Annotated in this window: 13 protein-coding genes; 8 read left to right on the top strand and 5 right to left on the bottom strand. The window is 72.0% G+C overall.

All coding sequences use genetic code 11. The annotated features are described in order from the left end of the window. Positions 1–199 precede the first annotated feature (199 nt). Both sigJ and DQW06_RS01620 read left to right on the top strand, forming a co-directional pair. Positions 200–1,108 (top strand): RNA polymerase sigma factor SigJ, encoded by a 909-nt coding sequence (gene sigJ, locus DQW06_RS01625; RefSeq protein WP_117197832.1) that lies wholly within the window; start codon positions 200–202, stop codon positions 1,106–1,108. A gap of 4 nt (positions 1,109–1,112) precedes the next feature. After that, on the top strand, positions 1,113–2,258 hold the full coding sequence (locus DQW06_RS01620; protein ID WP_117197831.1) for an FAD-dependent oxidoreductase: 1,146 nt from the start codon (positions 1,113–1,115) through the stop codon (positions 2,256–2,258). Positions 2,259–2,400: 142 nt separating this feature from the next. On the opposite strand, the gene DQW06_RS01615 is transcribed toward DQW06_RS01620, so the two are convergent. Beyond that, positions 2,401–2,769 (bottom strand): VOC family protein, encoded by a 369-nt coding sequence (locus DQW06_RS01615; RefSeq protein WP_013156068.1) that lies wholly within the window; start codon positions 2,767–2,769, stop codon positions 2,401–2,403. Positions 2,770–2,904: 135 nt separating this feature from the next. On the opposite strand from DQW06_RS01615, the gene DQW06_RS01610 reads away from it, so the two are divergent. Further along, positions 2,905–3,549 (top strand): Uma2 family endonuclease, encoded by a 645-nt coding sequence (locus DQW06_RS01610; RefSeq protein WP_117197830.1) that lies wholly within the window; start codon positions 2,905–2,907, stop codon positions 3,547–3,549. Here DQW06_RS01610 and DQW06_RS01605 read toward each other — a convergent pair. From DQW06_RS01605 to DQW06_RS01595, 3 genes are all read right to left on the bottom strand, one after another. Next, positions 3,531–4,217, bottom strand: a complete 687-nt coding sequence (locus tag DQW06_RS01605; protein WP_013156066.1) for a response regulator — start codon at positions 4,215–4,217, stop codon at positions 3,531–3,533. The two genes, DQW06_RS01610 and DQW06_RS01605, sit on opposite strands and share 19 nt — an antisense overlap. Further along, positions 4,214–5,890 carry a sensor histidine kinase gene (locus tag DQW06_RS01600; RefSeq protein WP_019610067.1) on the bottom strand — a complete coding sequence of 559 codons (1,677 nt, stop codon included), beginning with the start codon at positions 5,888–5,890 and terminating at the stop codon, positions 4,214–4,216. The genes DQW06_RS01605 and DQW06_RS01600 overlap by 4 nt, the downstream gene beginning before the upstream one ends. A 208-nt stretch (positions 5,891–6,098) precedes the next feature. Beyond that, on the bottom strand, positions 6,099–6,971 hold the full coding sequence (locus tag DQW06_RS01595) for a phosphorothioated DNA-binding restriction endonuclease (RefSeq protein WP_019610066.1): 873 nt from the start codon (positions 6,969–6,971) through the stop codon (positions 6,099–6,101). 255 nt (positions 6,972–7,226) lie between these two features. Here DQW06_RS01595 and DQW06_RS01590 point away from each other — a divergent pair, with 255 nt between their 5' ends. The 4 genes from DQW06_RS01590 to DQW06_RS01575 all read left to right on the top strand — a co-directional run bounded on the left by DQW06_RS01590 (position 7,227) and on the right by DQW06_RS01575 (position 11,699). Next, positions 7,227–8,279 (top strand): LacI family DNA-binding transcriptional regulator, encoded by a 1,053-nt coding sequence (locus DQW06_RS01590; RefSeq protein WP_117197829.1) that lies wholly within the window; start codon positions 7,227–7,229, stop codon positions 8,277–8,279. Between the two features lie 216 nt (positions 8,280–8,495). Further along, complete coding sequence (locus DQW06_RS01585) at positions 8,496–9,812, top strand: extracellular solute-binding protein (protein WP_083555182.1); 1,317 nt, start codon at positions 8,496–8,498, stop codon at positions 9,810–9,812. Between the two features lie 62 nt (positions 9,813–9,874). Beyond that, positions 9,875–10,867 (top strand): carbohydrate ABC transporter permease, encoded by a 993-nt coding sequence (locus tag DQW06_RS01580; protein WP_013156061.1) that lies wholly within the window; start codon positions 9,875–9,877, stop codon positions 10,865–10,867. Then, positions 10,860–11,699, top strand: a complete 840-nt coding sequence (locus DQW06_RS01575) for a carbohydrate ABC transporter permease (RefSeq protein ID WP_013156060.1) — start codon at positions 10,860–10,862, stop codon at positions 11,697–11,699. The genes DQW06_RS01580 and DQW06_RS01575 overlap by 8 nt, the downstream gene beginning before the upstream one ends. A 125-nt stretch (positions 11,700–11,824) precedes the next feature. Here the strand turns inward: DQW06_RS01575 and msrA are convergent, their stop codons facing one another. Beyond that, positions 11,825–12,487 carry a peptide-methionine (S)-S-oxide reductase MsrA gene (msrA, locus tag DQW06_RS01570; protein ID WP_117197828.1) on the bottom strand — a complete coding sequence of 221 codons (663 nt, stop codon included), beginning with the start codon at positions 12,485–12,487 and terminating at the stop codon, positions 11,825–11,827. 123 nt (positions 12,488–12,610) lie between these two features. Here msrA and rarD point away from each other — a divergent pair, with 123 nt between their 5' ends. Beyond that, positions 12,611–13,654: an EamA family transporter RarD gene (gene rarD / locus DQW06_RS01565; protein ID WP_071621215.1), complete on the top strand. Its 1,044-nt coding sequence runs from the start codon at positions 12,611–12,613 to the stop codon at positions 13,652–13,654. The last annotated feature ends 113 nt before the right edge of the window (positions 13,655–13,767 follow it).

Genomic DNA, 13,767 nt, shown 5'->3' with positions numbered 1-13,767 from the left:
GCAGTCGGTACACAGCGGCTGCCTCCTCCTCGTCCGCGCTCTGACCGCGCCACGCTACAGCCACTCCTCCTCCCGCCTTCGGGGAGGGTGGGTCGGCGGATCTCCCCGCGCGGGCCCCGCCGCCCCGTCCGCCGGCCGGGAGGACCCGTTCCGCGCCCGGGGATGTCACGTACGGCCGGAGCTGGTACGTCTGCCTGTCATGACCACCGATGTCTTCGAAGAGCACCGCTCCCTGCTGACCGGTGTCGCCTACCGCATCCTCGGCAGCGCCTCCGACGCGGAGGACGCCGTCCAGGAGGCCTGGCTGCGCTGGTCCTCCGTCGATCCGGCCGCGGTGGAGGACCCGCGCGCCTACCTGGTCACCGTCACCTCCCGGCTGGCCATCGACCGGCTGCGCAGCGTCCGGTCCCGGCGGGAGTCCTACGTGGGCGACTGGCTGCCCGAACCGGTCAGCGACGTCCCCGGCGGGGCCGAGCACGCCGAACTCGCGGACTCGGTGGAGTTCGCGCTGCTGGTGGTCCTGGAGACCCTCAGCCCGCTGGAGCGCGCCGTCTTCGTACTGCGCGAGGCCTTCCAGATGCCCTACGCCGAGATCGGCGCGGTGATCAGCCGGGAGGAGGCCGCCACCCGCCAGCTCGCCCGGCGGGCGCGCGAGCACGTACGCGACAGGCGCCCGCGGTTCGAGGCCGACCGGGCCGTGCGGCGGCGGATCACCGAGCGCTTCCTGGGAGCCTGCCTGGAGGGTGACCTGGAGGGGTTGACCGGCCTGCTGGCCGACGACGTCACGCTGGTCAGCGACAGCGGCGGCCGGACCAGGGCGCCCCACCGGATCCTGGAGGGCGCGGCGAGGGTCGGCCGGTTCCTGTCCGTGCTGGCGCGGCCGCGCAACGCGGAGCGCTTCCTCGACTCCGCGGGCCTGGACGGCACGGAGGAGCCTCGGTCGGCGGTCACCGAGGTCAACGGCGGACCGGCGGCGGTCGTCTCCGTCGGGGACAGGGTGGTCGCGCTGCTGTCCCTGGACATCACCGCCGAGGGCCGTGTGCGGCACGTGTACCTCGTGGTCAATCCCGACAAGATGTCACGTCTGCGGGCGCCCGAACCGTCCTAGTGGCATGGACATCACCGTTGTGGGCGGTGGGCTCGCCGGACTGACCGCGGCCATCGCCAGCGCCGAGAGGGGCGCGAACGTCACCCTGCTGGAGGCGCACCGGACCCTGGGCGGGCGGGCGCGCTCCACCGAACCGCCGTACACGGCCAACGAGGGGCCGCACGTGCTGTACGGCGACGGCCCGCTGTTCTCCTGGCTGGCCGAACGCGACCTGCTCCCGCCCCACCTGCCCTTCCCCGCGCGCGCCGTGCCCCGGGTGCGCGTGCGCGACCGGGGGCGTGTGGGAGCGCCGCCGGTCGCCCTGCTCCGGGCCGCCGCGCGGCGGCGGCTGCGCGCTCCGCACGACCGGGACTTCGGCTCGTGGGCGCGGGAGGCGCTCGGCGCGGAGCCCGCGCGCGTGGCCGCGAACATGATGGGCGTGGCGCTGTTCGACTCCGACCCGTCGCGGTTGTCGGCCGCGTTCGTCTGGGAGCGGTTCCTGCGGGTCACCAACCCCGGCTGGCCCTCACCGAAGTACCTGGTCGGCGGCTGGTCCTCGCTGGTGGAGCGGTTGGCCGGACGGGCGCGGGAGATGGGGGTGCGCGTGGGAACCGGCGAGCGGGTGGACGCGCTCCCGGGTACCCCGACCATCGTCGCGACGTCGCTGGCCTCGGCCCGCGCGCTGCTCGGCGACGACTCACTGGAGTGGGAGAGCGGGCACGCCCTCATGGTGGACCTGGGGCTGCGGCGCGGCCGGGACCCCTTCATCGTCTTCGACGCCGACGAGTGCGGCTTCCTGGAGCGCTACTCACTGGTGGACCGCACGCTCGCCCCCGGGGGCGAGGAGCTGGTCCAGGCGCAGCTGCCGGTGCGGCCGGGTGAGTCCCGGGCGCGGGTCGCCGAGCGGCTGGAGCGGTTCCTGGACCTGTCCCTGCCGGGATGGCGGGAGCGGGTGACGTGGCGGCGCGACCAGGTGGCGCGCGGGCGCACGGGCGCGCTGGACCTGCCGGGGTACACGTGGCGGGACCGCCCGGCCGTGGACCGGGGCGACGGCGTCTACCTGGCGGGTGACGCGGTGGCGGCGCCCGGCCTCCTGGGCGAGGTGTCGCTCAACAGCGCGGTCGCGGCGGCGGAGGCGGCCACGGGCAGGCGCGCCGTCGGCACCCGCTAGGAAGCCTCGGGACGGCTGGGACGGCGGAGGCCCGTGGAGGCCTCCGCCGTTCCCGTCGCCCGGGTCCCGGTGGCGTGCTTGGTCGGGCGGCAGGACCGGCTCCGCGGCCGCCCGCGCGGTGGCGTGTTCCTGGCCGGGCCGGTCAGGCGGGCACGTGCGAGACGGCCTCGACGTTGTTGCCGTCCGGGTCGCGGACGAACGCGCCGTAGTAGTGCTCGTGGTACTCCGGCCAGACCTTCGGCTCGTGGAGCACCTCCGCGCCCGCCTCGACGGCGGCGGCGAAGAAGGCGTCCACCGCAGCCCGGTCGGGCGCGGTGAAGGCGAAGTGCGACTCGCGGGCCTCACCGGGTGCGGGCGCGGGTCCGATCCAGAAGTCGGGTCCGGACGTGCCGTAGCCGACGTTCTCGCCGTAGTCGAGGACGCGGCGGGCGCCCAGCGGGGCGAGGACCGCGTCGTAGAAGGCGGCGCTGGCCGCGGGGTCGCTGACCTGGATTCCGAGGTGGTCCAACATGGGATGAGTGTGACACGGGCCACCGACACTTCCGGGGGTAAGGGGCCAGGTGCAGGGCCGGGTTTCGAACACCCTTGCGAGGCTTTCTCCGCGAAACCCGCCGGTGACCGAGCGTGCGTCAGAATACTGGCCCTCATGAAGACGAGGAGGCATGATGTTGGCCATGACTACCAGGACCCGGAAGCACCCGAACGACGCCTGACCGTGGACGACCTGGAGAAAACGCCGGACGACGGTCGGCGGTACGAGCTGGTCGACGGGCGGCTTGACGTGTCGCCAGCCCCCAAACCCCTGCATACTCGCGTTTCCTACCGCCTGCGTTTCCATCTCGGTACCGTGGCTCCGGACGCGTTGGAGATCGGTGAAGGTCCCGGCATCGACCTGAACGCCGAGCGAACTCACCACCGTATCCCTGACCTGGCAGTCTTCGACTGCGAGTTGCCGTCACAGGGCTATTTCGACGTTCCCCCGCTTCTTGCCGTGGAGATCGTCTCCCCTGAAAGCGTCCTACGGGACAACCACACCAAGCGCCACGAATACGCGGCGTTCGGCATCCCCTCCTACTGGGTCATCAATCCGCTCCCCGACAAGGTCGGGCTCGTCGAGCTACGCCTGGAAAACGGCCAGTACCAGGAGATCACCCAGGTCCACGGGGAGGACGTCTTCGAGACCGATTCGCCTTTCCCCCTCAGGCTCGTGCCGCACTGGTTGGTGGCCGAAGGCGCGTGGAGGAAGCACATCGGCGGCGAACCCGAGGAGGCTCAGGCCGTCCAGCGGTAGAGGTGTTCGGGGCGCCCCGTCGAGCCGTAGCGCATGCGCAGCTCGGCCCGGCCGACCGCGCACAGGTGTTCCAGGTAGCGGCGCGCGGTCACCCGGGACACCCCGGCGCGCTCGGCCACCTCCGAGGCCGACACGTCCCCCTCCGCCTCCCGCAGCACTCCCGCCACCAGGTCCACGGTGGTCGGGGTCAGCCCCTTGGGCAGCGATCGGCCCCCGGCCGGGCGCAGCAGCCCGAACAGCCGGTCCACCTCCTGCTGGGTGGCCTCCCCGTCGGCGTCCATCCTCCGGCGCGCCACGGCGTAGCGCTCCAGCTGGTCGCGCAGCACGCTGAGCGGGAACGGCTTGAGCAGGTAGTGGACCGCCCCGCCGTGCATGGCCGAGCGCACCTGGCCGATGTCGCGCACGGCGGTGATCATCAGGAAGTCCGTCCGCTGGGGCGCGGCGCTGGTGGCGGCGGCGCGCAGGGCGCGCATCACCGAGATCCCCGAGGCGTCGGGCAGGTGCAGGTCGAGCAGCACCAGGTCGGGCTGGTGCCCCCGGATCTGGGTGAGGGCGGCGGCGGCCGTGTGCGCGACCCCCGCCACGGTGAACCCGGGCAGCGACTCCACCAGCTCCTGGTGGTTGCGCGCCACCCGCACGTCGTCGTCCACGACCAGCACACGGATCATCGGGCCGCCCCCTGCGGCGCCCGCGCCCCCGGCAGGGGCAGGCAGGCGGTGAACACCGCGCCCTCGTCGGCGTCGGGCGCCTCCATCTCCACGCTTCCCCCTCTTCCCTCGCAGACCTGCTTGACCAGCGCCAGGCCCAGCCCGCGCGTGCCGCCGTCCCGGGACGCCTTGGTGGTGAACCCGAGCCGGAAGATCTCCTCCGCCACGTCGTCGGCCACCCCGTGTCCGGAGTCGGTCACCCGGATCTCCAGCAGGTCGTGGGGCAGGTCGGTGCCCTCGGCCCGGTGCAGCCGCACCATCAGCTCCACCCAGCCGTGCGGGGCCGAGGCCACCGCGTCGAGCGCGTTGTCGACCAGGTTGCCGAGGACGAGCAGCGCGTCGGAGCGCACCTCCCTGTCCAGCGCGGGGACGCTGGTGAGGGGGGACAGCCGCAGGTCCACACCCAGCTCGGAGGCCTGCGCGGACTTGGCGATGGTCAGCGCGGCCAGCGCGGAGTCGCCGACGTGCCGGGAGATGTCCGCGCTGGTGCGGCTGTGCGTCGCGGACAGGTCGGCGAGGTAGGCGCGGGCCTCCTCGTGGGCGCCGAGTTCGAGCATTCCGGCGATGGTGTGCACCCGGTTGGCGAACTCGTGGGTCTGGGCGCGCAGGCCGCGGGTGACCGTGCGCGCGCCGTCGAGCTCGCCGGTGAGCCGGTCCAGTTCGGTGCGGTCGCGGAAGGTGACGACCGCCCCGGCGTCCTGGCCGCGCACGTGGACCGGCATCCGGTTGGCGACCAGGATGCGGTGCCCCGCCAGGAGGAGGCGGTCGTCGCCGGGGTCGGCGCCGGAGACGATATCGCGGACGCGCTCGGACAGGCCGAGTTCGTCCAGGCCCCGGCCCTCGGCGTCCTCGGGCAGGCCGAGCATCTCCCGGACGGGCGGGTTGGCCAGGACGAGGCGGCCCGAGCCGTCCACGGCGAGCACGCCCTCGCGGACCGCGTACAGCAGGGCCTCGCGGCTCTCCAGCAGGGAGGTGATGTCGGCGGGTTCGAGTCCGTGGGTCTTGGTGCGGACCTGGCGGGAGAGTGCCCACGCGCCGGCCACGCCCAGGACCAGCACCACGGCCACCGTGCCCAGTATGGCGGGGACCGCGGCCCTGGCCTCGGTGGCGGCGCTGGAGGCGAGGATGCCCAGGGAGACGTAGCCGACCACCTCGCCGCGCGCGTCGCCGCCGTTGACCGAGCCGCCGCCGGAGAACACCGGGACCTTGGCGCGCACGGTGCGTCCCCGCGTCCCCTCCTGCACGCCGGTCCACTCCCGCCCCTGCGCGGCGGGTCCGGGCGGGGTGGACACGGTGCGGCCGATGAGTTCGTCGTCGGGGTGCGAGTAGCGGATCCCCTCCGGGGAGGCGATGACCACGAACTCGGTGCTGGTGGCGGAGTCGATCCGGTCGGCCAGGGGGGCGAGTTCGGCCGCCGGGTCGGCGGACTGCAGGCCCGCGACGACCTCGGGCATGACGGCCACGGACCGGGCCAGGCTCAGGACCCGCTCGGCGTAGTGGCGGTCGGTGGCCCGGTCCATGTGGACGGCCCACAGCGCGCCCACGGCGGCCAGGGCCAGTGCCAGCAGGAGCACGTAGCCGATGAACAGGGAGCCGGTGAGCGACAGTCGAAAGCGCGCGGGGTACGTGATCATGTGTTCTCCAGGCGCCGTGGCGGGGGACGCGGAAGCCCCGGCCGGGCGAACCCGCAGGTGGGCGTTGCACGAACAATACGACCGAACGTGACGCGGGTGTTAACACAATCCTGACACGCGCGTGACCCGGGTCACGTCCCAGCCCGTTCCGAGGCGCTCGGAGAGGGGGGCCACGGGGGTCGGAACGCGCCGGTCGGGGCGGCGGTCCTCAGGCGGCGACGCGGAAGACCTGCTTGGAGTGCCAGGCGACATGGGCGGGTTCGACGGCGGGGCTTCCCGGAGCCGGGCGGACGAGGTCGCGTCCGGCGAGGGAGAGGACGACCGTCTCGGCCGCGGGGGAGCGGGCCTCGAAGCGCGGGGACACCGCGACGGTGAGTTCGCCGGTGAGCCCGAGGACGCCGCGGTCGAACAGCAGGTGGTGCGTCGGGCACAGGCACAGGCCGTTGTCCAGGTCGTTGGGGCCGTCGTACGACCACCAGCGGATGTGGGCGGCCTCCAGCCCGACCGACACGCCGTCCAGCCGCCCCTCGTAGCCGCAGAACGCGCACCGGTGCTCGTAGGCGGTCAGCACGGTCTCCCGGAACCGGGGGTCGCGGACGCCGCCCTCCCCCGGCGCGGGGACCGGCCCCTGGCCCACGCGGAGTCCGGTGAGGGCGATGATGCCCTCGTGCAGCGAGGGGGCGAAGTTGTCGTCGAGCAGACGGCGGGCGATGCGGGCGGCCAGGCCGGGGTCGTCGCTCAGGGCCGCGTCCAGGTCGGGATCCAGCCTGCCCCGCGCCTCCTTCTCCCGCAGCAGGGTCACCGCCGAGCCCGGGGACCCCTCGCCGTCCACCGTGGTGACCCGCCAGAACCCGTCGGTCTCCAGGTGGTGGAAGGGGTAGCCGGGGTTGGTGGGTTTCGCCGGGCCGAACTCCCGCAGGAGTCGCGCGAGCCGGGCCTCGGCCTCGCTGTAGACGATGGGCGCGTTGCCGTTCCGCTGGTGGTGCGCGAGCGCGTACAGCAGCAGGAGGGGCTTGTGGGGGGCGCGAACCCCGGCACGGGTCCACCGCTTGACGGAGCCGAGCCGCTGGGTCCAGTCCATACCGGCACACCCTAGTACGGACGGCCTCCGGCGGCTTCCGGGAAGTGCTCTTCCCCGGGAGGCCACCTGTCGGAAGGCCGCGTGCCGGGAGACCGCGTGCGAGGAAGGCCGCGTGCCGGGCGGACCTGGCCGTTCGGCGCGGTCGCGGGGCCGCACCGCTCCCCGGAGCACGTCCCGGTACCGGAACGCTCCGAGGCCGCGGTAGCAGGCGTTAGCGGCGCGGGCCCCGAAGCCCGGCGGACTACCATCGTCACCATGGCAACCGGGAACACGGGTCGCAAGCGCCCCACGATCAGCGACGTCGCCCGCCGGGCGGGTGTGAGCAAGGGCGCCGTGTCCCGGGCGTTGAACACCGGTACCGGCACCAGTGCCAGCACCCGTGAACGCATCCGCCAGGCGGCGGTCGAACTGGGCTGGAACCCGAGTTACGCCGCACGCGCGCTCAACGGCAAGTCGCTGGGCACCATCGGACTGATCGTGCGCCGCTCCCCCGAGATCCTCGACTTCGACGCGTTCTTCCCCTCGTTCCTGTCCGGTATCGAGTCGGTGCTCTCCGGCGAGGAGCACGCCACCGTCATCCGCTTCGTACCCGACGAGCGGACCGAGGCCGCCACCTACGAGCGGCTGTTCAACGACCACTTCGTCGACGGCTTCCTGGTCACCGACCTGCGGACGGACGACGGCCGTCCCGCGATGCTGCGCCGCCTGGGCGCGCCCGCCGTGGTGGTGGGCGCGCCCGAGGGCTCCTCCGACTTCCCCACCGTCACCAACGACTCCAGGGAGGCGATCCGCGGTCTGGTGCGCTGCTTCGCCGAGGCGGGGCACCGGCGCATCGCCCACGTCCAGGGCGACCCCCACATGCTGCACGCGCACCAGCGCCGGCGCCACTGGGAGGAGGCCGTGCGCGAGTTCGGCCTGGAGCCGGGGCCCGTGGAGGAGCACGGCGGCTACACCATCGAGGGCGGGGCCCGGGCCACGGAGCGCATCCTCGCCAGGCCCGCCGTCGAACGCCCCACCGCCGTCTTCTACGGCAGCGACCTCATGGCCATAGGCGGTTACTCCGTGCTGGGGGAGGCGGGTCTGACCGTCCCCGACGACATGGCGGTGGCCGGGTTCGACGACATCCCCCTGGCCTCGTTCGTCACACCGCCGCTGACGACCGTCCGCAACAGGCACCGCGCGCTGGGCAGTGTCGGGGCCCGCATCCTGCTGGACATGCTCAAGGGGCAGGAGCCGCCGCTGTCGACCGTGCTCGTCGGTGAGCTCCGCCCGAGGAAGTCGTCCGGACAGCCGATCCAAGGCTTGTAACGGTTCCACAACTGCCCCTCCTGCCTTCCTGTGATCTCGCCTACACTTCCGAGGTAAACCGGTTTACCTAATCATCAGGTCACGCAGAGCGACGGTCGTGGCCCACGGTTCCCGACGCTCCCGCCCACGGACCGACGGGCGCGTCCGATCCGCCCGCTCCGTCACCGCCGACGCTGACGACGGGCTCACATGGCCTACAGAGAAACGGAGACGGCCGTGAAGACACCCCCCACAGCACTCCTGTCCGCCTCGACGGCGCTGGTACTGGCCGCGGCACTGACCGGCTGCGGTTCCGGCGAGGATTCCGGTGACCAGACGCTGACCTACTGGGCCAGCAACCAGGGAGCGAGCGTGGAGGAGGACCGGGAGGTCCTCCAGCCCGTGCTGGACCGCTTCACCGAGGAGACCGGGGTGGAGGTCGAGCTGGAGGTCATCCCCTGGAGCGAGCTGTACAACCGCATCCTCACCGCGGTGAGCAGCGGCGACGGCCCCGACGTGCTCAACATCGGCAACACCTGGGCGGCCAGCCTCCAGGAGACCGGCGCCTTCGTGCCCTACGAGGGCGCGGACCTGGAGGCGGTGGGCGGCGAGGGGCGCTTCGTCGGCACCAGCTTCGCCACCGGCGGCGCCGAGGGCCAGACGCCGACGTCGGTGCCGCTCTACGGGCTGTCCTACGCGCTGTTCTACAACCCCACCATGTTCGAGGAGGCGGGCATCGAGGAACCGCCCGCGACCTGGGACGAGTTCGTCGACACCGCGGACGAGCTGACCAGGGACACCGACGACGACGGCGACGTCGACCAGTACGGGTTCGTGCTGGAGGGCGGCAACGAGCGGCAGAACTCCCACATGGCCTTCATCCTCGGCCAGCAGCAGGGCGGACGGCTGTGGGGCGAGGACGGGCCCTCCTTCTCCTCCGACGAGCAGGTCGCCGCGGTCAAGCAGTGGGTGGACCTGATGGCCGTGGAGGAGGTCGTCGACCCCAGCAGCGCCGAGTTCAGCGACGGAACCCAGGGCATCAGCGACTTCGTCGACGGGCGCGCGGCCATGATCATCGTGCAGGGCAGCGCCCGCACCAGCATGGCCGCCCGCGGTTTCGAGGACTACGAGGTCGCCCAGGTGCCGATGCTCGACCCGCTGCCGGGCGAGCCCATCCAGAGCCACGCGGCCGGGATCAACATCAGCGTCTTCAACGACACCGACGACAAGGAGGGCGCTCTGCGGCTGGTCGAGCACCTGACCAGCCCGGAGGAGCAGGTGTACCTGTCCCAGGAGTTCCAGACGCTGCCGGTGGCCACCGAGGCCTACGACAGCGAGGAGCTGCGGAGCGAGTCCATGGAGACCTTCCGCACGATCCTGACCGAGCACTCCGCTCCGATGCCGCTGATCCCCGAGGAGGGCCAGATGGAGACGGTGCTCGGCGAGGCGATCGGCGGGCTCTTCGCCCGGGTGGCGACCGGAGACGAGATCACCGAGGCCGACGTCCGCCAGGCCATGGAGGCGGCCGAGACCCAGATGGACGCCGCGAACTAGGCGGTGCGGCCCTTCGGCCGCCCCGTCCCCGCGGCGGGGCGGCCGTCTGATGGAGGCGCTAGATGTCGACTACAGAAGAACAGGGGCCCGGCGCCGTCGAGGCCCCGCCCCGGACCGGCCCCGTGGAGGAACCGGGCAGGCGGCGTCCGCGCCGCCCGGGGTGGTTCCTGCCCTACGGCATGGTGCTGCCCGCGGCGGTACTGGAGCTGCTGGTCCATATCGTCCCCATGGCCCTGGGGATCTACATCGCGTTCACCTCGCTGACGCAGCTGACCATCCGGCGCTGGACGACGGCGCCGCTGGTCGGCCTGGAGAACTTCGTCCGCGGCCTCGACCCCGGAAACGCCCTGGGCAGCGCCCTGTTCGAGAGCCTGTTCCGCACCACCGTCTACACCGTGCTGGTGGTGGGGGTGTCGTGGGTGCTGGGGATGGCCGCCGCCGTCGCGTTGAACACGAAGTTCCGGGGACGCGGCGTGCTGCGCACGCTGTTCCTCGTGCCCTACGCCCTGCCGGTCTACGTCGCCGCGATCATCTGGGCGTTCATGTTCAACCAGCGCGACGGCATGGTCAACCGGGTGCTCGTGGAGGATCTGGGTCTGCTGGACGAGCGCCCGTTCTGGCTCATCGGCGAGAACGCCTTCTGGGTGCTGGTGATCGTGTCGGTGTGGCGGCTGTGGCCGTTCGCGTTCCTGATGCTGCTGGCGGCGTTGCAGAGCATCCCCGAGGACATGTACGAGGCCGCGGCCATCGACGGCGCCTCGACCTGGAGGCGGTTCACCGGCATCACGCTGCCCATGGTGCGCCCGGCGAACGCGGTCGTGCTGCTCGTCATGACGTTGTGGACGTTCAACGAGTTCAACATCCCCTTCCTGCTCTTCGGCGACACCTCGCCCGAGAGCGCGCGGCTGATCTCACCGCTGATCTACGAGCACTCCTTCGTCAACTGGAACTTCGGCCTGGGCGCCGCGATGAGCGTGCTGCTGCTCGTCGCGCTGGTCATCGCGTCGGCGGTCTACGTCCGACTGGTGCTGCCCAAGGGGAGCGGCAATGCATGAGACACGCGGGTTCCGCTGGTTCCGGCGGATCGTCCTGACCTTCCTCACCGTGTTCACGGTGCTGCCCCTGTACGTGCTGGTGGTGACCTCGGTGAAGCCGCTGGAGAACGTCCGGGGGATGTTCACCTGGCTTCCGGACCGCGTCACCCTCCAGCCGTACGTGGACATGTGGACGACGATCCCGTTGGCCCGCTACCTCACCAACAGCCTGATCGTCACGACCACGGCGACGGCCCTGGCACTGGTGGTGGCGGTGCTGGCCGCCTATCCGCTGTCACGGCTGCGCTTTCGCGGCAGGCGGCTGTTCAGCATGACGGTGCTCTCGACGCAGATGTTTCCCGGCATCCTGTTCCTGCTGCCGCTCTTCCTGATCTTCGTGCGGCTGGAGGACCTCACCGGCATCGAGTTCACCGGCTCCTACACCGGGCTGATCATCACCTATCTGACCTTCGCCCTGCCGTTCTCGATCTGGATGCTGGCCGGGTACTTCAGCGCCATCCCCGAGGGCCTGGAGGAGGCGGCGATGATCGACGGCACCGGCAGGATCGGCGCCCTGGTGCGGGTCATCCTCCCCGTGGCCCGCCCGGGCATCCTCGCCGTCGGGGTGTTCGCGTTCATCACCGCCTGGGGGGAGGTGCTGTTCGCCTCGGTGCTCACCGACACCGAGACCCGCACCCTCTCCATCGGGCTGGAGCTCTACACCAGCCAGACCGACACCCTGTGGAACGAGCTGCTGGCCGCGTCGGTGACCGTCTCCCTGCCGGTGGTCGTGGCCTTCATGCTGGTGCAGCGCTACCTCGTGTCCGGGCTGTCGGCGGGCGCGGTGAAGTAGCGGAAGGGCTCGCGCCGCCCCGGCCCCGCCGACAGCGGGCGCGCGGGGCGGCCGGGGCCCTCACGCCCGCTGGGCGCCTCCGAGCGGCCCCGCCACCCCGACGCGGTCCCGAGAGGACCTCCCGCTCACTCGGCGGGCGCCACACCGATCGGGCAGCTGGCGCCGGTTCCGCCGATGCCGCAGTAGCCGTTGGGGTTCTTGGCGTCGGACAGGTACTGCTGGTGGTAGTCCTCGGCGAAGTAGAACTCCCGCAGCGGCGCGATCTCGGTGGTGATCGGCCCGTAGCCCGCGCGGGTGAGCACCGGCTGGAACGCGTCGCGGCTGGCCTCGGCCGCGATCCGCTGGACGTCGTCGTGGTACAGGATCGCCGACCGGTACTGGGTGCCGACGTCGTTGCCCTGGCGCATGCCCTGGGTCGGGTCGTGGCCCTCCCAGAACACCTTGAGGATCTCCGCGTACGAGATGCGCTCGGGGTCGAACACCACGCGCACCGCCTCGGTGTGACCGGTCAGGCCCGAGCACACCTCCTCGTAGGTCGGGTTGGGCGTGTAGCCGCCCGCGTAGCCCACCGCGGTCGTGATGATCCCCCGCTCCGGGCCCAGGCGCCAGAACACGCGCTCGGCGCCCCAGAAGCAGCCCATCGCCACGTCGGCGATCTGGCTGCCCTCCGGGTAGGGCGGAGTGAGGCTGGTGCCCAGCACCGTGTGCCCGAAGGGCACGTCCATCGGGGTGTCCCGACCGGGCAGGGCGCGTGCTGGATCGACCATGGTCGTCTTTCTCCCGAACATGTTTTCCAGGGTATCCACGGGCCCGGCCCGGCGCACGGGCGCGATCGGACCCGTGGACGGACGCGGCGCGCGCCCGCTTCCGCGGTGAAGACACTCCGGACAATTCGTCCTACCATTGCTGACGTGCCGGAATCCAAGCGTGGCGTCGTCCTCGGGGCGACCGCCTTCCTCCTCTGGGGTGTGGCGGCCCTGTACTGGCCGCTCCTCTCCTCCTCCGAACCCAGCGAGATCCTCGCCCACCGCATGGTGTGGGCCCTGCTCGCGATGTGCGTCGTCATCCTGGTCACCCGCCGGGGCTGGTCCTGGTTCCCCTCGGTGCTGCGCAGCCCGCGCCGCCTGCTGCCGGTGGCCGCAGCGGCGGTGCTGATCTCCGTCAACTGGTGGGGGTTCATCTACGCGGTCTCCATCGAGCAGACGCTCCAGGCCTCGCTCGCGTACTTCATCAACCCGCTGATGTCGGTGTGTCTGGGGGTGCTGCTGTTCTCCGAACGGCTGCGGGCCCTCCAGTGGGCGGCGGTCGGCCTGGGCGTCCTGGCCGTGGCCGTGATGACCGTCGCCTACGGCGTGACCCCGTGGCTGGCGCTGCTCATGGCCGCCACCTTCGCCGCCTACGGCGCGGTGAAGAAGTACGTGGACCTGGACGGCGTGCGGAGCCTGACCGTCGAGACCATGGTGATGTTCCTGCCCGCGCTGGGCTTCGTGGTCCACCTGGAGGCCACCGGCGCGGGAACCATGTTCTCCGTGTCCCCGGGCCACACCGCCCTGCTGGTCGGCAGCGGTTTCGTGACCGCCCTGCCGCTGCTGCTGTTCGGCGTGGCCGCGCGCCAGGTCCCCCTGAGCGTCATCGGCATCCTCCAGTACATCGCCCCGGTCATCATGTTCTTCGTCGGCTGGTTGGTGCAGGGCGAGGAGATGCCGCCCGCACGCTGGCTGGGCTTCGCGCTGGTGTGGCTGGCGCTGTGCGCGTTCGTCGTCGACCAGGTCCGCGACGCCCGTTCCCGGCCCCGGTCACGCGCCTCCTCCCGGGGTGGGGAACAGGCCGCGGAGCAGGTCGGGGAAGAGGTCGGGGAACAGGACCGGACCCACGACGAACAGCGGCGGCGCGAACTCGGACAGCCCGGGGATCCGCTCCCCGGGGGACCCGCCCGGCCCGAATCCGCGGACTGATCCGGCCTTCCCCGGTTCCGGAAAACCCAAACTACCCTCTGTGACTCTGTGCTAACGTCAGGTCGCGGGCCGGGGGCAGTCCCCGGCTCGGACCAGGCCGCACGTCCCGGAGG

This window comes from Nocardiopsis sp. TNDT3, from assembly GCF_003427465.1.
Lineage (GTDB): Bacteria > Actinomycetota > Actinomycetes > Streptosporangiales > Streptosporangiaceae > Nocardiopsis > Nocardiopsis dassonvillei.
This window is presented reverse-complemented; position numbering and strand designations above follow the sequence as displayed.